This is a genomic window from Quadrisphaera sp. GCM10027208, from assembly GCF_042658805.1.
GTDB lineage: Bacteria > Actinomycetota > Actinomycetes > Actinomycetales > SCSIO-59966 > SCSIO-59966.
On sequence record NZ_JBHSRC010000011.1, the window covers coordinates 26,483 to 45,479 of the forward strand.

At 73.6% G+C, this 18,997-nt stretch carries 19 protein-coding genes; 12 read left to right on the forward strand and 7 right to left on the reverse strand.

The genetic code is table 11. The annotated features are described in order from the left end of the window. Nucleotides 1-32 precede the first annotated feature (32 nt). The 9 genes from ACFP6A_RS13950 to ACFP6A_RS13990 all read left to right on the forward strand — a co-directional run bounded on the left by ACFP6A_RS13950 (nt 33) and on the right by ACFP6A_RS13990 (nt 9,188). Nucleotides 33-1,004: a substrate-binding domain-containing protein gene (locus tag ACFP6A_RS13950; RefSeq protein WP_379604505.1), complete on the forward strand. Its 972-nt coding sequence runs from the start codon at nt 33-35 to the stop codon at nt 1,002-1,004. Nucleotides 1,005-1,097: 93 nt separating this feature from the next. Continuing rightward, nucleotides 1,098-1,808: an ATP-binding cassette domain-containing protein gene (locus ACFP6A_RS13955; protein ID WP_379604540.1), complete on the forward strand. Its 711-nt coding sequence runs from the start codon at nt 1,098-1,100 to the stop codon at nt 1,806-1,808. 9 nt (nt 1,809-1,817) lie between these two features. Then, on the forward strand, nt 1,818-2,822 hold the full coding sequence (locus tag ACFP6A_RS13960; RefSeq protein ID WP_379604507.1) for an ABC transporter permease: 1,005 nt from the start codon (nt 1,818-1,820) through the stop codon (nt 2,820-2,822). Next, nucleotides 2,819-3,856, forward strand: coding sequence for a phosphotriesterase (locus tag ACFP6A_RS13965; RefSeq protein WP_379604509.1), 1,038 nt, complete (start codon nt 2,819-2,821; stop codon nt 3,854-3,856). Before ACFP6A_RS13960 ends, ACFP6A_RS13965 begins: the two co-directional genes overlap by 4 nt. 92 nt (nt 3,857-3,948) lie before the next feature. Then, on the forward strand, nt 3,949-4,698 hold the full coding sequence (locus ACFP6A_RS13970; RefSeq protein WP_379604511.1) for a glutamine amidotransferase: 750 nt from the start codon (nt 3,949-3,951) through the stop codon (nt 4,696-4,698). Further along, the gene (locus tag ACFP6A_RS13975; protein ID WP_379604513.1) at nt 4,698-5,639 is read left to right on the forward strand and encodes a nucleoside hydrolase; all 942 of its coding nucleotides are present in this window, start codon (nt 4,698-4,700) and stop codon (nt 5,637-5,639) included. Before ACFP6A_RS13970 ends, ACFP6A_RS13975 begins: the two co-directional genes overlap by 1 nt. Further along, nucleotides 5,636-6,565, forward strand: a complete 930-nt coding sequence (locus tag ACFP6A_RS13980; protein WP_379604514.1) for a ribokinase — start codon at nt 5,636-5,638, stop codon at nt 6,563-6,565. The genes ACFP6A_RS13975 and ACFP6A_RS13980 overlap by 4 nt, the downstream gene beginning before the upstream one ends. Next, entirely contained in the window at nt 6,562-7,845 is a 1,284-nt protein-coding gene (locus tag ACFP6A_RS13985) for a M20 family metallo-hydrolase (protein WP_379604516.1), read from the forward strand. The genes ACFP6A_RS13980 and ACFP6A_RS13985 overlap by 4 nt, the downstream gene beginning before the upstream one ends. A gap of 152 nt (nt 7,846-7,997) precedes the next feature. After that, nucleotides 7,998-9,188, forward strand: coding sequence for an LCP family protein (locus ACFP6A_RS13990; RefSeq protein WP_379604518.1), 1,191 nt, complete (start codon nt 7,998-8,000; stop codon nt 9,186-9,188). 291 nt (nt 9,189-9,479) lie between these two features. Here ACFP6A_RS13990 and ACFP6A_RS13995 read toward each other — a convergent pair whose 3' ends face one another. From ACFP6A_RS13995 to ACFP6A_RS14010, 4 genes are all read right to left on the reverse strand, one after another. Beyond that, nucleotides 9,480-10,223: a hypothetical protein gene (locus tag ACFP6A_RS13995; RefSeq protein ID WP_379604520.1), complete on the reverse strand. Its 744-nt coding sequence runs from the start codon at nt 10,221-10,223 to the stop codon at nt 9,480-9,482. Between the two features lie 736 nt (nt 10,224-10,959). Further along, on the reverse strand, nt 10,960-11,505 hold the full coding sequence (gene purE, locus ACFP6A_RS14000; protein ID WP_379604522.1) for a 5-(carboxyamino)imidazole ribonucleotide mutase: 546 nt from the start codon (nt 11,503-11,505) through the stop codon (nt 10,960-10,962). Continuing rightward, a complete protein-coding gene (locus tag ACFP6A_RS14005; protein WP_379604542.1) occupies nt 11,498-12,592 on the reverse strand; it encodes a 5-(carboxyamino)imidazole ribonucleotide synthase in 1,095 nt (364 codons plus the stop codon). Before ACFP6A_RS14005 ends, purE begins: the two co-directional genes overlap by 8 nt. Nucleotides 12,593-13,092: 500 nt before the next feature. Then, nucleotides 13,093-13,842 carry an alpha/beta fold hydrolase gene (locus ACFP6A_RS14010; RefSeq protein WP_379604524.1) on the reverse strand — a complete coding sequence of 250 codons (750 nt, stop codon included), beginning with the start codon at nt 13,840-13,842 and terminating at the stop codon, nt 13,093-13,095. A 99-nt stretch (nt 13,843-13,941) separates the two neighbouring features. On the opposite strand from ACFP6A_RS14010, the gene ACFP6A_RS14015 reads away from it, so the two are divergent. The 3 genes from ACFP6A_RS14015 to ACFP6A_RS14025 are packed head-to-tail and all read left to right on the forward strand — an operon-like array spanning nt 13,942 to nt 15,368. Next, complete coding sequence (locus ACFP6A_RS14015) at nt 13,942-14,469, forward strand: GtrA family protein (RefSeq protein WP_379604526.1); 528 nt, start codon at nt 13,942-13,944, stop codon at nt 14,467-14,469. Nucleotides 14,470-14,520: 51 nt separating this feature from the next. Next, nucleotides 14,521-14,928, forward strand: a complete 408-nt coding sequence (locus tag ACFP6A_RS14020; RefSeq protein ID WP_379604528.1) for a nucleotidyltransferase family protein — start codon at nt 14,521-14,523, stop codon at nt 14,926-14,928. Continuing rightward, nucleotides 14,925-15,368, forward strand: a complete 444-nt coding sequence (locus tag ACFP6A_RS14025; protein WP_379604530.1) for a DUF86 domain-containing protein — start codon at nt 14,925-14,927, stop codon at nt 15,366-15,368. Before ACFP6A_RS14020 ends, ACFP6A_RS14025 begins: the two co-directional genes overlap by 4 nt. Before the next feature lie 220 nt (nt 15,369-15,588). On the opposite strand, the gene ACFP6A_RS14030 is transcribed toward ACFP6A_RS14025, so the two are convergent. From ACFP6A_RS14030 to ACFP6A_RS14040, 3 genes are all read right to left on the reverse strand, one after another. Beyond that, nucleotides 15,589-16,824 carry an ATP-binding protein gene (locus ACFP6A_RS14030; protein ID WP_379604532.1) on the reverse strand — a complete coding sequence of 412 codons (1,236 nt, stop codon included), beginning with the start codon at nt 16,822-16,824 and terminating at the stop codon, nt 15,589-15,591. 3 nt (nt 16,825-16,827) lie between these two features. Beyond that, on the reverse strand, nt 16,828-17,508 hold the full coding sequence (locus tag ACFP6A_RS14035; protein ID WP_379604534.1) for a response regulator transcription factor: 681 nt from the start codon (nt 17,506-17,508) through the stop codon (nt 16,828-16,830). Between the two features lie 33 nt (nt 17,509-17,541). After that, nucleotides 17,542-18,997: SCO7613 C-terminal domain-containing membrane protein (locus ACFP6A_RS14040; protein ID WP_379604536.1), on the reverse strand; the 1,456-nt coding region annotated here is incomplete at its 5' end.

An 18,997-nucleotide genomic window follows, 5' to 3' on the forward strand; every position in this document is an offset into this window, starting at 1 on the left:
CGTTTACCCACACCCCGCACCGTGGAGGCCCCATGTCCCAGCACCCGCGTCCCAGCATCCGCCTCGGCCTCGGTCTGGGGGTGGCCGCCTCGGTCCTGCTAGCAGGCTGCAGCACCGGGACCGAGGAGCCGGCTCCCGCCGACGACACCCAGGCGGCCGGCGGCGGCGACTCCTGCACCATCGGGATGACCCAGATCAACCAGACCGCCGTGTTCTTCACTCAGATGAACGAGGGCGCCCAGGCGGCGGCCGACGAGGTCGGCTGCGAGCTCGTCATCGCCAACGCCAACAACGACTCGGCCCGGCAGAGCTCGGACATCGAGAACTTCGTCTCCCAGGACGTCGACGGGATCATCGTCGTCGCCATCGACGTCAACGGTGTCAAGCCGGCCGTCGAGGCCGCCCAGGCCCAGGGCATCCCGGTCGTCGCCATCGACGCCGAGCTCGAGGGCGTCGAGACGTTCGTCGGCGTGGACAACGAGGCGGCAGGGGCCGAGGCCGGCCAGTGGGTCGTCGACGAGGGCCTCGCCGAGGGCGCCCGCTACGGCGTCGTCGACGCCAAGAACTCGTTCATCCAGAACCAGCGGGAGGACAGCTTCCGCGCGGTGGTCGACGCGGCCGGCGCCATCTACACCCAGTCGGTCAACGGGGACAACGTCCAGGAGACCGCCGCCAACGCGGCCCAGGACCTCGTCACCGCCCAGCCCGACCTCGACTTCGTCTACACCACCGGTGAGCCGGCCACCGTCGGCGCCGTGGCGGCGCTCGAAGGCAACACCGACACCGTGATCATCGGGTGGGACCTCACCAAGGAGGTCATCGCCGGCATCGACAGCGGTCTGGTCCGCGCCGTCATCCAGCAGGACCCGTACCAGGAGGGCGTCGAGGCGGTCAACGAGATGAAGGCGATCCTCGACGGTGCGGAGCCCAAGGGCTTCATCCCGGTGCCGATCACCATCGTCACCACCGAGAACGTCGACGAGTACCGCGAGATCTTCAACTGACCGCGGGCCCCTCACCGGCCCTGGCCCCGACCCGGAGGACTGACCGTGACGCAGCAGACCGCCGACGCCGCCCGACCCCCGGCGCGCGTCGAGATGGTGGACATCCACAAGCGCTTCGGCGCCCTGGAGGTGCTGCGCGGTGTCAACCTGCGGGTCGGGGCCGGTGAGGTGATCGGACTCGTCGGCGACAACGGCGCCGGCAAGTCCACGCTGATGAAGATGCTGGCCGGAGCGGTCACCCCCGACTCCGGGCGGATCCTCATCGACGGCGTGGAGATGACCCGCGCCGGCCCGCGCGCCGCCCGCGAGCACGGGATCGAGATGGTCTACCAGGACCTCGCGCTGTGCAACGACCTCGACGTCGCGGCCAACCTGTTCCTCGGCCGGGAGATCTACCGGCCGCTGACCCGCCGCCTGGACCACAAGCGGATGCACACCGAAGCCGCCGAGGACCTGCGCCGGCTGCACATCCGGGTCAGCGACACCAGCCAGGAGGTCGGCACCCTGTCCGGCGGCCAGCGTCAGGCGGTCGCCATCGCCCGCGCCGTCACCTTCGACCCCAAGGTGCTCGTCCTGGACGAGCCGACCGCCGCGCTGGCCGCCAAGGAGGTCGAGATGGTCCTGCAGCTCATCCGGGACGTCTCCGCCCGCGGGGTCTCCGTCGTCCTCATCACCCACCGCCTGCAGGACCTGTTCGAGGTGTGCGACCGCTTCGTCGTCCTCTACGAGGGGGTCCAGCACCGGGAGCTGTACCCCGACCAGACCGACCTGTCCGAGCTCGTGACCGCGATGATGGGGAAGTGACCTGAGCCGATGACCACCACCGCCACGCCGCCGGCCAGCACCAGCCGCCGCGCCCGAGGCACCGGCTCGGCGTTCGTCGCCCGGCACTTCGGCGTCCTGTCGATCAGCGTCGTGTTCGTCGTCCTGTTCGCGTTCTTCTCCCTGCAGGCCGACGCCTTCCTCAGCGTCAACAACATCGTCAACGTGCTGCGCCAGATCGCCCCCACGGTGATCGTCGCGATGGCGATGACGTTCGTCATCACCACCGGGCAGATCGACCTGTCCGTCGGGTCGGTGCTCGGCCTGTCCGCCGCGGCGCTGGGACTGTGGGCCGCCACCGGCAACCCGGTGCTCGCCGTCCTGGCGACCCTCGTGCTCGGCCTCGTCCTCGGTCTGCTCAACGGCGCCCTGGCCGCCTACGGCCGGATGCAGTCGTTCATCGTCACGCTGGCGGCCCTGACCGCGGTGCGCGGGGTCGCCCTGCTCATCACCGAGGGCTACAGCACGCCGATCACCTCGGACTGGATCGTCCCGCTCGGGCAGGGCAAGCTCCTCGGCCTCTACACCCCCACCTGGATCGCGATCGCCGCGGTCGCGGGCGCCTGGTACCTGTTCTCCCAGACCCGGTTCGGCCGCTACGTCGTCGCGGTCGGCTCCAACGCTGAGTCGCTGCGCCGCTCCGGCGTCGACATCCGCCGCATCCAGATGGCCGTGCTCGGGATGACCGGCTTCGCCGCCGCCCTGGCCGGGGTCATCACCGCCGCCCGGCTGTCCAGCGGCTCCCCCAACTCCGGGACGATGTTCGAGCTCGAGGTGATCACAGCCGTCGTCCTGGGCGGCACGAGCCTGATGGGCGGGCGTGGCTCGATCATCGGCTCGGCGATCGGCGCCCTCACCCTCGGGATCATCAGCAACGGCCTCGTCCTGCTACGGGTCGACGTCTACTGGGTGCCGATCGTCCAAGGCCTCATCCTCGTCGTCGCCATCCTGCTCAACAGCAAGATCTTCAGCCGGTTCTCGGGGGTGGTCCGATGACCTCGGTGATGACGGTGACCGGGCCCGTCGACGCGGCTGACCTCGGCGTCACCCTGCCCCACGAGCACGTCCTCAACGACGTCACCTCCTGGTGGCAGCCGACGTCCTCACGCGGGTGGGACCCGCAGGACCTGGCCGACCGGCCGGTCACCGAGGACATCCTGTGGGACCTGCGCCACGACCCGTTCGCCAACCTCGACAACTGCCGCCTGGACGACGTCGACGTCGCCGTCGCCGAGGTGGCCCGGTTCGCGGCCCTCGGCGGACGGACCATCGTCGAGGCCTCCGGGCTGGGCACCGGCCGGGACCTGGCCGGCCTGGCCGCGGTGAGCCGGCGCACCGGGGTGACCATCGTCGCCGGCACCGGGTACTACCTGGAGTCCAGCCACCCGGCGGAGGTCGCCGGCATGGACGCCGAGGCGATCGCCGCGCGGATCGTCGAGGACCTCCGCACCGGCGAGGACGGCGCCCGACCCGGGATCATCGGCGAGATCGGCGTCAGCGCTGACTTCACCGACGCCGAGCGGCGCAGCCTGGACGGCGCCCTGCTCGCCCAGCGGGAGACCGGACTACCGGTCCAGGTGCACCTGCCGGGCTGGTTCCGCCGGGGCCACGACGTGCTCGACGCCGCCGAGCGGGTCGGCGTGCCCGCCGACCGGGTCGTGCTGTGCCACATGGGGCCCTCCGGCGAGGACCTCGACTACCAGGAGCAGCTGCTGCGCCGCGGCGCCTGGGTGCAGTACGACATGATCGGGATGGAGGTGTTCTACGCCGACCAGGGGGTGCAGTGCCCCTCCGACGAGCAGAACGCCGCCTGGCTCGCCCGGCTCGTCGACCGAGGCCACCTCGACCAGCTGCTGGTCTCCCAGGACGTGTTCCTCAAGTCGCTGCTGCGCTCCCACGGCGGGCCGGGCTACGCCCACCTGCTGCAGTACTTCGTGCCGCGGCTGCACCGGCACGGCCTCGACGAGACCGTCACCGACCGGCTGCTCGTCGACAACCCACGAGCACTGTTCGAGGGCCGGGGGTCCTGACGCGAGGGGCGCTGAACGAGACCTGGCCGTGCAGCCTGGACCCTGGAACCGAAGCCCGGAACCGACAACCGACATCGACCTGAGGAGGCCCCGTGCCGCGCGTCCTGCTGGCCGGCGAGAGCTGGATCGTCCACGAGACCCACCAGAAGGGTTTCGACCACTTCACCAGCACCGTCTTCGACACCGGCGCCGACGCGTTCATCGCCGCCGCGGCCACCGAAGGGATCTACGTCGAGCAGATGTACGGCCACGACGTGCCGGCGCTGTTCCCGCGGACGGCGCAGGCGCTGGCGCAGTACGACGTCATCATCCTCTCCGACATCGGCTACAACTCCTTCGTCCTCACCCCCGAGACGTGGAAGCACGGCCAGCGCAGCGACAACCCGCTCATCGCGCTGCGGGAGTGGACCCGCGGCGGCGGAGGGCTGATGATGGCCGGCGGCTACCTCAGCTTCCAGGGCATCGGTGGGGTGGCGAACTTCCGCCGCAGCCCGATCGCCGACGTCCTGCCGGTGCGGATGATCGCCGGCGACGACCGGGTCGAGGCCCCGCAGGGCGCCCGGGTGCAGGTCGCCGACACCGCCCACCCGCTGGCCGCGCTGTGCGCCGGCGCCCCGGTCCTGCTCGGCTACAACGAGGTGACGGTGCACGACGAGGGCACCGTCGTCGTCACCGTTGACGACGACGTCCTGCTCGCTACCCGGGAGGTCGGCGAGGGCCGCTCCCTGGCGTGGACCTCTGACATCGGCCCACACTGGTGCCCGCAGGAGTTCCTCGACTGGCAAGGGTTCGCACCGCTCGTCGGCGGGATGCTCCGCTGGCTGGCCGGGGAGGACGTGTGATGCCCGTCCCGATCGTCATCGACTGCGACCCCGGCCACGACGACGCCGTCGCCCTGCTGCTCGCCGCCGGCTCCCCCGAGGTCGACCTGCTGGCCGTGACCACCTGCTTCGGCAACTGCGCCGTCGAGGACGCCACCCGCAACGCGGTCCAGGTGCTGACCCTGGCCGGGGTCACCGACGTCCCGGTCGCCCAGGGAGCAGCCGCCCCGCTGGCCGGCCAGCCGGCACTGGGCAACTACGTGCACGGTGCCAGCGGACTGGACGGACCGCCGATGCCCGCCCCCGCCTTCGATCCGGTCGCCGAGGACGCCGTCACCCTGCTCGCCCGCACCCTGCGCGAGTCCGACGAGCCGGTGACCCTCGTCGTCACCGGCCCCATGACGAACGTCGGGCGGCTGCTGCGCGACCAGCCCGACATCGCGCCGTCCGTGCGAGAGGTCATCTTCATGGGCGGGTCCACCGAACGCGGCAACCACACCCCGACCGCGGAGTTCAACGCGTTCGCCGACCCCGAGGCCCTCGACGTCGTCCTCACCTCCGGCGTACCGGTCCGGATGGTCGGGCTCAACCTCACCCACCAGGCGCTGGCCACCCCCGAGGTGGTCCAGCGGATGGCCGCCATGGAGCACCGCGTCGGGCAGACCTGCGCCGCGTGGATGGGCTTCTTCGGTGGCTCCTACCAACGGATCTGGGAGTTCGAGGCGCCCCCCGTGCACGACCCGTGCACCGTCGCCGCACTCGTCGATCCCGCGACGATCCAGTGGCGCGAGGCGTTCGTCGCCGTCGAGCTCACCGGGACCTGGACCCGCGGCACGACCGTCGTCGACCTCTACCGTCGCTACCCCGACCGGACGCCGAACGCCCGAGTCGCGATGACCCTGGACGCCGGCCGCTACTGGGACCTCGTGCTGCGGGCGCTGGACCGGCTGGGTCGGCGATGACCGGCGAGCGCACCGGCGGCGTCTGCGTCGTCGGGTCGCTGAACATCGACAGCACCCTGGTCGTCAGTGCCCTGCCGACCGCTGGCCAGACCGTGCTGGCCCGCGAACGGCACACCTCCCCCGGCGGCAAGGGCGCCAACCAGGCCGTCGCGGCGGCCGCCGTCGGCAGCCGGGTCCGCTTCGTCGGCGCCATCGGCGACGACGCCGACGGCCGGCTCGGCCTGGCGACACTCGCTGGCCGAGGGATCGACGTCTCCGACGTCCTGGTCCTGGAGGCCGTCCCCACCGGCACCGCAGTCGTCGTCGTCGACGACCGCGGCGAGAACCTCATCGTCGTCGACGCCGGCGCCAACGGTCGGCTCGACGACGCGTGGACGGCGCGGGCTGTCACCGCCGGTGACGACGCCGTCCTGCTCGCCCAGCTCGAGGTGCCCGTCGACGCGCTGCTCGCCGCAGCCGGTGCCTGGCAGGGCCGCTGGTTCGTGCTCAACCCGGCCCCGATGGGCGACGCGGGTGAGATCGCGAGGCTGCTGCCGGCCGTCGACGTCCTCGTGCCGAACCGGACCGAGCTCGGCGAGCTCGTCGGTCGCCCCACCCCGCACACGACGGAGGAGGTGCAGGCCTGCGCCGAGGCGCTCGCCTTCGAGGGGACTCTCGTCGTCACCCTCGGCGGCGACGGCGCGGCGGTGTTCGCCCCCGGCGGCCGGCTCGTCGAGCACGTGCCCGCGCCGACGGTCGACGTGGTCGACACAAGCGGCGCCGGCGACGCCTTCTGCGGGGTGCTCGCCCACGAACTGACCCGGACAGGCGGTGACGTCGTACCCGCCGTCCGGGTCGCAGTCGAGCTGGCCGCGGCCAGCACGCGGCACCTGGGCGCCCAGGTGCCGCCGTCGTTCGGGTCGGCGTCCGAGACCGTGCCGTCGTGACCCGGACCGTCGTCGGCCGTGGCGGCCTCGACCCCGAAGCCAGCTGGCTGGCCGCCGGCCTGGACCACCTCGCCGGGATCGTCGACCCCGACCTGCCCGGCTGGTCCCGGGTCGGGTTCAGCGAGCAGGACGTCGCCGGCCGGGCGTGGGTGGCGGCGCAGATGCGCGAGGCCGGGCTGGAGACCCACGTGGACGCCGTCGGCACCGTCATCGGGGTCCTGCCGGGGTCGTCCCCGTCGGCGCCCGCGATCGTCGTCGGCAGCCACAGCGACACCGTGCCCGGCGGCGGGCGCTTCGACGGGGTCGTCGGCGTGCTCGGCGCGATCGAGGTCGCCCGCGCGCTGCGGCGCAGCGGCACCCGGCTCACCCACGAACTGCGCGTCGTCGACTTCGCCAACGAGGAGGGCAACCCGCAGGGGGTCAAGCTCGTCGGCTCCCGGGCGATCGCCGGCGGGCTCGGACCGGACCTGCTCGGCGCCACCGACGACACCGGGACGACGCTCGCCGACCTCATCGCCGGCGCAGGGCACGACCCCGCCGCGGTCGCCTCCTGCCGGTGGCGGCCCGGTGAGGTAGCCGCCTACCTCGAGCTGCACGTCGAGCAGGGACCCGTGCTGGAGCAGCAGGGCGCCAGCATCGGCGTCGTCACCCGGGTGTGCGGGATCAGCACGTTCGTCCTGGACGTCCACGGCCGCCGGGACCACGCCGGCACGATGCCGATGGACCGGCGCAGCGACGCGATGTGCTGCGCCGCCGACGCCGTCCTGGCCGTGCAGCGGATCGCGGCCGCCGGGGCGGACACGGTCGGGACCGTCGGCGCGCTCACCACGACGAGCCCGCTGACGAACACGATCAGCGAGCAGGCGCGCCTCACCGGCGAGTTTCGCAGCCCGCGGCTCGACGTGCTGCGCGAGCTGCAGCGGCAGTACGCCGAGGCGGTGGCGCAGGCCGACGCGCGGCACCGGACGACCAGCGACCTCACCTGGGGGCACACCGACCCCCCGACCGTGCTCGACGCGGCACTGTCCGACGTCGTCGCCGGCTCGGCCGCGGCCGTCGGGCACGACGCCGTCCGGCTCTACTCCGGCGCCACCCATGACAGTGTCGAGATGGCGCGTCTGGGCCCGGCCGCGATGGTGTTCGTGCCATCCCGGGACGGGCGCAGCCACTGCCCGCAGGAGTGGACCGACCTGGACGACGTCGAGCACGGCGTGCGGGTCCTGCTGCAGGCGGTGCTCGACGTCGACGCCCTGCCCGCGGGCGCGGGTCGACCTGGGTGAGCCGGCTGCCGGTGCCGGCGGCGTGGTTGTCGGCAGCGCGTCTGTCGGCGGCGCGTCTGTCGGCGGCGCGTCTGTGGGCGGCGTGTCTGTGGGCGGCGTGTCCGTGGGTGCTGGGCCGGTGAGACGGCGGCCAGGGCATACCGTGGGCCACCGTGTCCGAGGAGCCGCGGTGGGGTGAGGCCCACGAGTACCGCGCCAGGCCCAGGCTGCGCCGGGCGCCTGCTCCGCGGCCGGGTGCACGCGGCGGTCGAGGCGACCAGGCGGCTGCGGGACGTGGTGACCAGGCGGCTGCGGGACGTCCCGAGGAGCCGGCCCCGCGACGTCCGGCGCCCGTCACGCCCCGCGAGGAGACCTGGTGGGACGAGGCCGACACCCCTCCCCCGCCGCCACCAGCGCGGCGGCGACGCGGCGGGTTCGGCACGTTCCTCGTCGTCCTGCTCATCCTGCTGATCGGCTACCCGGTGGCGCTCGGGCTCGTCGGGTACACCGCGGTCGACCGGGTCGGGCCGCTCGGGCTGGCCGCGTCCACGCCCGGGCACACCACGCTGCTCGTCGGGTCGGACAGCCGGGAGGGCACCGACATCGGCGGCGGGGGCGGAGCGCGCACCGACACCATCCTGCTGCTGCACCGGATGGGGCTGACCGGGCCGTCCGTGCTCGTCAGCGTGCCGCGGGACTCCTACGTGCCCATCCCCGGCTACGGCTCCAACAAGATCAACGCCGCGTACGCGTTCGGCGGGCCGGCGCTGCTCGCGCAGACCATCGAGGGCGCCACCGGGATCGCCGTCGACAGCTACGTGGAGACCGACCTCGCCTCGTTCCCCGACATCGTCGATGCCGTCGGCGGGGTCGAGCTGTGCCCGCAGGAGCCGATCCAGGACCCGCTGGCCGGGCACCTCGACATCGCCGCCGGCTGCCAGACGATGGACGGCCAGACCGCCCTCGGCTACGCCCGCACCCGGCAGGGCCCGGACGGCGACCTCGGGCGGGTGCAGCGGCAGCGCGAGCTCATCGCCGCCATCGCCGCGCAGGCCGCGTCCCCGGCGACGCTGCTCAACCCGCTCGAGGCGTTCCCGCTGGCGCGCTCGGCCGGGTCCGCGCTCGCCGTCGACGACGGCACCGGGCCGATCGACCTGGCGCAGTTCGGGATGGGGCTGCTGCAGACCACCGGCGGCGACGCGCTGAGCCTCACCGTGCCGGTCGGCGGGCTGAGCCGCCGCGAGGGCGCTGGGTCTGTCGTGGACTGGGACACCGAGCAGGCGGACCGCCTGTTCAGCGCCCTGCTCGCCGGGGACGAGCAGACCGTGCGGGAGATCGCCGAGGCCCAGCCCCAAGCCCGCTGACCCTCAGCCCTCGCCTCCCTCCCGGTGATCATGCAATCCCGCCACCCTCGGGCGCGCGCCGCCCGGCCAGCTCGCAGAATGCTGGGTTGTTGGCGCAACACGCCGGTCAAGCCGTGCCGAGCGCAGCATTCTGTGGTGGCGGAGCGCTCCTCCCCTCGGTGATCATGCAATCCCGCCACCCTCTGGCGGGCCCGGCCAGCTCACAGACTGCTGGGTTGTTGGCGCGACATGCCGGCCAAGCCCTGCTCAACGCAGCATTCTGTGGTGGCGGCGCGCTCCTCCCCTCGGTGATCATGCAATCCCGCCACCCTCGGCGTGCCCTGCCCCCAGGGCGCTGCGTTCGTGACGCGACTCACCGGGAAGGCTTCGGGGAGCCCAGCCAGCGGACGGAGCATTCCTCGGGCGACCAGGGCGACGCTCCCAGAACTGGTCAAAAGCCTCGATGCTGGCCCGCGTCCACAGCGGGCCCATCTTCACCTGTACCGCCGGACGGGGAAACCCCTTGTGCCCATGGTGCAGCTGGTGGACGCGCTGCCGGGAAACGCCGAGGACTTCCGCCGCCTCGGCGGCGCCGACGAGCGGCGGGATGGTGGGCACGTCGAGACGCCGGTCGGCCTCCTCGACGGTGACTGCCTCGAGCGCGACGTCGCGCACCGGGACGAGGCCGACACCGGCAAGCGCCTTGGTGAAGACCTGATGGCCACGAGCAGCGGCGTCCACCGCGCTGCGATGGTCCAGGATCGTGAGCACCGCGGAGATCCGCGAACCCTGGACGGACAGCGCCGCGTCGTGGTCGGCCAGGCTCTCGAGCAGATCGTCGACGTGATCCTCAGTGACGTCCTGGTCGACGTCCAGGTCGATCGTGATAGTCCAGTCCATGTCGCCCTCCCTCGGGCGTTCGTCGTTGCGTCGTTCGGGCCCCGGGCCGGGCTCTAGGCCGGCTTGACGGCTGTCCGGCCCGGCGACTACTGCTACGGCGGCCACGGCCAGATGAAGCCGCTGCGCCTCAACTGAGCGATCAGGTTCTGCTGCCACCGCGGCCCTCCTGGCGTGCCGGGCAGGGGCACGCCAGGCTTCGTGCGGTCCGGTGGGTAGGCCATGTCGTGGTTTCCTCTACGGCCTGGTTCGATGCGCCACTGCTGCTCGATGAGCGCCTTGCGGATTCTCTTGAGGTCGTGAGCCATCACCATCCCCGATTCCCTTGCGATGCGTCAAGCGTGTCGAAGACGCTGACACAGCGTCAAGAGTTGGCCTGGCACCTCGTACCGGCCAACCCGTGCCGGCGCTCACGTTCAAGTCACAGGCGCCACAGGGGTCACAGCCGGTGACGGAGCCGAGGGTGCTGGTGACGTTGCGCTGTTCCCTTACCGCGTAAGCACAGGCATCCTGGTCAGTGCCCCGCCGGGGGTGGCCTCCCACCGGAGGACGCAATACCAGGGCCCTGGTCGACCGGACTGCCGCGCCGACCGGGGCTTCTGGTTGCCACGGTGGCTCTGCACGCGAGGTCGGAGCCTATCCCCACCGCCGACGCACGCCGCCGCGCCGCACGGGGAAGCCCGGGGGGCAAGCTGGTGTTGAACCAAGACAGTCCCTGCGGGCTCAAGGGCCACCGGTACGGCCTCCTAGCGCCCCTGACCCCGCAGGGACCCTCACCGTCCCACTGCTCGCCGGGACGCCGCAACAGAGACCCGCAACAGTCGGGCGCCCTGTGTTGTCACCGGTCCCGCCTACCGTGCCGCCATGGACGTGTGCATGTCCGCCCGACCGGCGATCAGGCCTGGAACCCCGTCGCCGGCCGGGCCAGCCGGGACCGCAGCCGCTCCCCCTTGGCCGCCGCCTCCTCCCGCAGCCCCGCCTGAAACGCCGTCATCCGCTCGCGCAGCGCGTCGTCCGAGGCGGCGAGGATCCGCACCGCGAGCAGTCCCGCGTTGCGCGCCCCGCCCACCGACACCGTCGCGACCGGCACCCCGGCTGGCATCTGGACGATCGACAGCAACGAGTCCAGACCGTCGAGGTGCCGCAACGGCACCGGCACCCCGATCACCGGCAGCGGCGTCACCGACGCGAGCATCCCCGGCAGGTGCGCGGCTCCCCCTGCCCCGGCGACGATCACCTGCAGGCCCCGCCCCGCGGCGTCCCGGCCGTAGGCGATCATCTCGGCCGGCATCCGGTGCGCGGAGACGACGTCCACCTCGTGCGGGACGCCGAACTCGGCCAGCGCGGTCGCGGCCGCCTCCATCACCGGCCAGTCGGAGTCCGAGCCCATGACGACGCCGACCCGCGGCTGCTGCTCGGCCCGCGGCTGCTGCTCACTCATCGATCACTCCTCGGATGAAGTCGGCGGCGTGCCGGGCCCGCGCCCGGACGTCGTCCAGGTCCTCGCCGTAGACGGTGACGTGCCCGACCTTGCGACCAGGCCGCACCGCCTTGCCGTACAGGTGCACCTTGACGCCCGGGTCGCGAGCCATCACGTGCAGGTAGGAGCGGTAGAGGTCCTCGTACTGCCCGCCGAGGACGTTGACCATGACCGTCCAGCGGGCCCGCGGCGTCGTCACGCCGAGCGGCAGGTCCAGGACCGCGCGCAGGTGCTGCTCGAACTGGGACGTCACCGACCCGTCGATGGTCCAGTGCCCGGAGTTGTGCGGGCGCATCGCCAGCTCGTTGACCAGCACCCGGCCCTGGTCGGTCTCGAACAGCTCGACGGCCAGGACGCCGGTGACGCCGAGCTCCCCGGCGACCCGCAGGGCGACCGTCGTCGCCTCGCCGGCGGTGTCGTCGTCCAGACCCGGTGCCGGCGCGATCACCTCGTCGCACACGCCGTCCACCTGAATGGACTCCACCACCGGCCACGCCGCCGCCTGCCCGGACGGGCTGCGGGCGACGAGCGCGGCGAGCTCGCGCCGGTAGGCGACCTTCTCCTCGGCGAGCAGCGGGCTGCCGGCGGACCGCTCCAGCCAGTCGGCGGCGTCGTCCGCGCCGGCGACGACCCGCACACCCTTGCCGTCGTAGCCGCCGCGGGAAGTCTTCAGCACGACGGGCCAGCCGACCTCGTCGCCGAACGCGGTGAGCTCGGCGGCGTCGTGGACGGCGGCCCAGCGCGGGCAGGGCAGGCCGAGGTCGGTGAGCCGGCGGCGCATGACGAGCTTGTCCTGGGCGTGGACGAGGGCCTGCGGGCCAGGCCGGACGGCGTGGCCGGCGTCGGCGAGCGCGTGCAGGTGCTCAGTGGGCACGTGCTCGTGGTCGAAGGTGACCGCCGCAGTGCCCTCGGCGAGTAACTGGAGGGCGGTCAGGTCGGTGTGGTGGCCGACCGTGGTCTGCGGGATGACCTGGGCGGCGGCGTCGTCGGGGTCGACGGTGAGCAGCCGCAGCCGGACGCCGAGCTCGACGGCCGCGGTCTGCATCATCCGGGCGAGCTGGCCGCCGCCGACGACCGCCACCGTCGGAAACCCCCCGACCCCTCCCCCGTGATCATGCAATCCCGCCACCCCCTCGGCGTGATCATGCAATCCCGCCACCCCCTCGGCGTGATCATGCAATCCCGCCACCCTCAACCCCTCCCGCCTGCCCGCAGAATGCTGGGTTGTTGGCGCAACACGCCGGCACGGGGGCCCAAAATCCAGCATTCTGCACGCCCCGGACGCCGCGAACCCACCCCGTGATCATGCAATCCCGCCACCCTCAGCCCCTCCCGCCTGCCCGCAGAATGCTAGGTTGTTGGCGCAACACGCCGGCACGGGGGCCCAAAACCCAGCATTTTGCGCGCCCCGGACGCCCCAGACCCACCCCGTGATCATGCAATTCCGCCACCTGGGGGGTCGGCTGCTCGGGCACAGCGGGGCAGCCTACTGGGGTCAGCGCGGCCTGCCGCGCAGCCTACTGGGGTCCGCGCGGCCTACCGCGTGGCCTACCGGGCGCCACGCGGCACCCGGTCGGCGATGACCGCGGCGAGCCGCTCCGGCTCGCTCCACATCGGCCAGTGGCCCGTGGGCAGGTCGACGAGCTCGAGCGCCCGGTACTCCAGCAGCCCGGCGAGAAACGGCACGCCCTGCTCGGCGTAGGAGCGGTACTCCGCCGCCGGGAACGCCGTGCACACGATGGTGCTCGGCACGTCCAGGCGCCTCGGACTGGTGAGCGCCACCCGGTCGCGCAACGACGCGGCCGGCTGCGGCACCGCCCGCTGCCGGAACGCAGCGAGTTGCTCGTCGGTCAGCCCCCGCATCGACCCCTGCGCCATCTCCTCGTCCCACTGGACCGCCAGCGGGTACTCGGGCCCCTCGACGTCCGGATTCATCACGAACCCGTCGGACGCCGGCGCGGTGTCCACCCAGACGACGTGGGCCACCTCGTCCACGTGCCGGTCCAGCGCCACCGTGGCCGCCGCGGCGGCGCCGCTGTGCGCGACGAGCACGGTGGCCACGCCGTCGGCGCCGCCGGTGAGCGCGTCCTCGATCGCGCAGACCTGGTCCTCCAGCGTGACCGAGCCGCGGTCGGGGTGATCCGGCTCCAGTCCGGGCAGAGTGAGCGCCACCGGGTCGAGGCCGGCCGCGGCCAGGTGCGGCGCTACGTCGTCCCAGGCCCAGGCCCCCAGCCAGAAGCCGGGGACGAGGACGACGCGGGGCGCGGGTCCGGGACGTGCGGGTGCGACGTCGGTCATGGAGGCAGCGTGGCAGCGCCTCGCCGGCCTGGCCAGGGGGCTGGCCAGGGCCTGGCCAGGGGCACGAACTCGTGACGGACCGCGATTAGGCTCGCGCGCGTGCTTGCCGCCCTTCACCGGCTCCTGGACTCGCTGCGCGCCGCGATCACGCTGGTCTGGCGCGAGGTGCTGAAGTTCGGGATGGTCGGCGCGGTCGCCTACGTGGTCGACGTCAGCGTGTTCAACGTGCTGCGGCTCGGGCCGCTATCAGACGCGCCGCTGGGCGCGAAGGCGTCCTCGGTGGCGGTCGCGACCGTCGTCGCCTGGCTGGGCAACCGGTACTGGACGTTCCGCCGCCGGCGCCGCGCGTCGGCCCGCCGCGAGCTCGTGCTGTTCGTCGTCATGAACGCGATCGGCATGGGCATCGCGCTGGTCTGCCTGTGGATCTCGCACTACGTCCTGGGGTTCACCAGCCCGCTGGCGGACAACATCGCAGCGAACGTCGTCGGGCTGGCACTGGGCACGGCGTTCCGGTTCTACGCCTACCGCACGTGGGTGTTCAGCGAGGAGCACGCCGTCCTGGACGACGTCCGGCCGGTGGACGCCGCCAGCGCGGCGGCCGAGGTGAGCGTCACCACCGAGAGATGAACCGGGCCGCACGGGGCGGGTCTGTGCGCGGTGACGGCTACGGTGGGCGGTGTGGCAGTGCAGCAGGCGGTGGAGACGCTCCTGCGAGCAGCGGACGACGGCTCGCTGGCCAGGCTGTGCGAGCGCCACGACGTGGAGATCCTGACCCTCTTCGGTAGCGCCCGCACGGATCCGGCGTCCGCGCGGGACGTCGACATCGGCGTCCGGTTCCGCGGGCGGGCGACGCCGGACCCGGTGCCGCTGATCGGTGACCTGATGGACCTGCTGTCCACCGACGCCGTCGACGTCCTGCTGGTGGACCGGGCCACGCCCACCGGCAGGTTCGCCGCCCTCGTCGAGGCGATGCCGCTGTACGAGACGGCCGACGGGGTGTGGGCGAACGCCCAGATGGCCGCCGCTCTCGAGTTCTACGAGACGGAGTGGCTACGACGCCTCGACCTCGAACAGCTGGCCCGATGACGCCGTCGGCGCTGCAGGCGGCGACCGTCCAGGCCAAGTTGCGGCTGATGCGCGAGCTGCTCGACGACCTCAGCAGCATCGGCGACGTGACACCGGAGATGCTCGAGCGCGAGCGGCTCGTTCGACGCGCGGTAGAGCGGGTGCTTACCCAGCTGGTCAATCTGGCTGTGTCCGTCAACTCCCATGTGGTGACGGCGTCGCGTGGGCGGGCACCAGCGAACTACCGGGCATCCTTCAACGATGCCGCCGAGCTGGGCATGCTGCCGCGGGAGCTGGCCGAGACGCTGAAGCCGTCCGTGGGAATGCGCAACGTGCTCGTCCATGAGTACGCCGCAGTGGACCTGGCTCGAGTTGCCCGGGCGGTGCCGACTGCGTTGGAGTCGTACGGGGCGTACGTCAGGGAAGTTGCCCGCTGGCTGGCCGACCGAACGACTGGGTGACGGGCTGGCCGTCTCAGGGCGGGGTGGGCTGTTCGGCGTCCTGGCGCTGTTCGACGTCCTGGCTCTCCGCCACAGAATGCTGCGTTCGTCACTGCTTTCGCGGCGTGTTGCGCCAACAACCCAGCATTCTGCGGGCAGGCGGGAGGGGCAGGGCCGCGGCAGGGTGGCGGGATTGCATGATCACCGACAGGGGTTACGGGGGGCGGGAGGGCGGCGAGCGTCAGGGGGCGGCGCGGAGGAAGAGGGCGAACACCGGCGGCCGGGGGCGCAGCAGCTCCAGGCGCCCACCGTCGGCGGTGACGAGGTCCCGCGCGAGCGCCAGCCCGAGCCCGGTCGAGCGGGCACTGGACACCTTGCGCTCGAACACCCGCACCCCGAGCGAGTCCGGGATCCCCGGCCCCTCGTCGGCGACCTCGACGACCACCGAGCTGCCGCTCTGCCGCACCCGCACGGACGTCGTCCCGGCGCCGTGCTGCAGGGAGTTCTCCAGCAGGGTCGCCAGCGCCTGGGCGAGTGGTCCGGCGCTGGCCAGCACGACGACGTCCCGTGGCACCTCGACGTCCAGCCGCCGGCCCGCGGCCCGGTACTGCGGCAGCCACTCCTCGCGCTGCTGGTCGAGCACGTCGCCGAGCACCAGCGGCGCGGGCGCCGCGCGGGCCTGCCGGTTGCGGTCCAGCAGGTCGTCGACGACCTGCACGAGCCGCTCGACCTGGTCCAGCGCGATCCGGGCCTCCTCGCGCACGGCCGGCTCGTCGGTCGCCGCGGCGATCTCCTCCAACCGCATCGACACCGCCGTCAGCGGGGTGCGCAGCTGGTGGGAGGCGTCGGAGGCGAACTCCCGCTCGGCGGCGAGCCGGGCGGCCATCCGCTCGGCGCTCGCGGCGATCTCGGCCGCGACCAGGTCCACCTCCGGGACGCCGCTGCGCTGCGTCGACGGCCGGATCTGCCCGGAGCCGAGCCGCTGGGCGTTGCGGGCCAGGTCCACCAGCGGCTCGGTGAGCCGCCGGGCCTGCACCAGACCGAGCGCGACCCCGGCCACGATCGCGCCGACCGACACGACGAGCACGAGCACGACCACCTGCAGCGCCGCGGACACCACCGACGAGCGCGGCACGTCGACCCGCGCGGACAACCGGTCGGTCGTCGTCTCCCCCCGCAGGTACGGCGGGTCGGGCTCCCCGGCGGTCACCAGACCGCCGTCCGGCAGGGTCACGGTGACGTACGCCGTCCACTCCCGCTCCGCGTTCACGTACGGCTCGAGGACGTCGGGGGTCACCTCCTGGTCGAACTCCAGCCGCCGCTCGACGGTGCGCAGCAGCGCGTCGGAGCGGTCCTGGGCGCTGCGCAGCGCCTGGTCACGCACCAGCGCGACACCGACGATCCCCAGCGGGATGCCGAGCAGCAGGACGGCGAGCACCACCGAGGCGACGGTGGCCTGCAGGATGCGGGCCCGCACCGGCTACTCCCGCTCGAAGCGGAAGCCCACGCCTCGCACGGTGGAGATGAACCGGGGGTTCGTCGCGTCGTCCCCGAGCTTGCGGCGCAGCCACGACACGTGCATGTCGAGGGTCTTCGTCGAGGTCCACCACTCGGTGTCCCACACCTCGCGCATCAGCTCGTCGCGGGTGACCACGGACCCGGCCTCGCGCAGCAGCACCCGCAGCAGGTCGAACTCCTTGGCGGTGAGCTGCAGCTCGGTGTCCCCGACCCACGCCCGGCGGGCGTCGCCGTCCAGCCGGACGCCGTGCACCTCGGTGAGCGAGGACTCCCCCGCCTCGGCCCCGCCGCGACGCAGCAGCGCCCGCACCCGGGCGAGCAGTTCGGCGAGCCGGAACGGCTTGGTGACGTAGTCGTCGGCGCCGGCGTCCAGGCCGACGACGGTGTCGACCTCGTCGGCGCGAGCGGTGAGCACGAGCACGGGGGCGGTGACCCCGTCGGAGCGGATCCGCCGGCACACGTCGAGCCCGTCGATGTCCGGCAGCCCGAGGTCCAGGACGACGAGGTCGACCCCGCTGGAGGCGACGTCGATCGCGCCCTGCCCGGTGTCGCGGACCTCGACGTCGTAGCCCTCCCGGCCCAGGGCGCGGGCCAGCGGCTCCGCGATCGCCGGGTCGTCCTCGGCCAGCAGCACCCTCGTCACACTCGGCATCGTAGGTGGCGCCGCTCGCGGCGGTCAGCGCATCGCCGCCACGCGTGTCTGCAGCGCCCGCAGGTCGCGCACCCGCCGCTCGTAGCGGGCGCCCAGCGCGAGCAGCGCCGCCCCGGCCAGCCCGAGGGAGACCCAGCGCGGCACGGCCTCGTAGAACCCGACCAGCGCCGGCCACGTCTGCACCGCGGCGTGCAGGACGAGGACGCCGCCGCCGAGCAGCAGCGGCGCCTGCCACCCCAGCGCGGCCCCGGCGGCGACCACCGCGGCCGCCACCACGGCCAGCCCCGCCACCCGCCACGCGACGGGGTCGGTCCACGAGAGCAGCAGCGGCGGCCCGAGCAGCAGGAGCAGGCCCGGGCCGAGGCTCGGCCACGACCGGGACGGCGCCTCGCGCCGCATCCGCAGGGTGCCGACGACCAGCAGCCCCAGCGCCAGCAGCGCGACGGGCGCCTCGTCGAGGTCGGTCGCCCCCCGCGCGACGAGGACGCCCAGCGCCGCGAGCGCGAACCCGGCGACCGTGAGCCGGTGCGGTGGCCAGGCCCTCGCGCCGGCGGCGACCGTGCCGGCCCCGACGAGCGCGCCGGCCAGCACCACGGCGAGGCTGCGGGTGGCCGGCTGCGCTCCGGCGGACGCGGCCAGCAGCGTCGGCAGACCTGCGACGGCCACCGCGGCCGGCAGCGCCCACGACGCGCCGGGCACGGGGTGCGGGTCGGGGCGGGAGAGCAGCCCGGCGACGGCGACCACGGCCGCTGCGGGCACGGCCCACGCCTCGGGGGGCACGGCCGCGCCGTCCCCAGCGACCGTCAGCGCCCGCGCCCACGGCCCGGCCAGAGCGGCGGCCGCGGCGAGGCCGAGGCACAGCCGGGTCACCGGCAGGTCCGCGCGCGGGGCCCACGCGGCCAGCGCCAGCAGGCCGGTAGCCAGCGCCAGGACGACGACGGGCCGCCAGAGCGGCCCGGTCACCCCGGCGGCCGCGGTGGGCAGCACGGCCAGGGCGGCGCCGGCCACCAGGGCGGGTTCCCGTTCGCTCCAGGCGCGCCGCACCGCGACGACGGCGAGCAGCGCCGCCGCGGTCGGCAGCGTCCACCACTCGACGGTCCCAACGCGCTCGGCGGCCAGCCGCGACCACCAGGCCAGGGTGCCGAGGGCCAGCGCTACCCAGCCCGCGGCGCGCCGGTCGGGCGTGCTGGCCTCGACCAGCGCCCCCACGGCCAGGACGGCGAGCACGAGCCACGCGTCGTCGCCCACCGGGTCGGTGGCCGCGCCGAGCAGCGCCAGGACGCCGACGACGACCGCGGCGGCCTCGACGTGCCGGCGCAGCGGAGAGCCGGCGCGGGCCAACCACACCGACGCCACGAGCGCGACGGTCGAGGCGACCGCGACGGTGCTGCCCAGCCCCACCGGCGCGCCGGCGCCCCACCCCCGGACGACGGCGGCCGCGAGCAGCGCCCCGGCGACGACCGCCGCCGCGGCCGCGGCG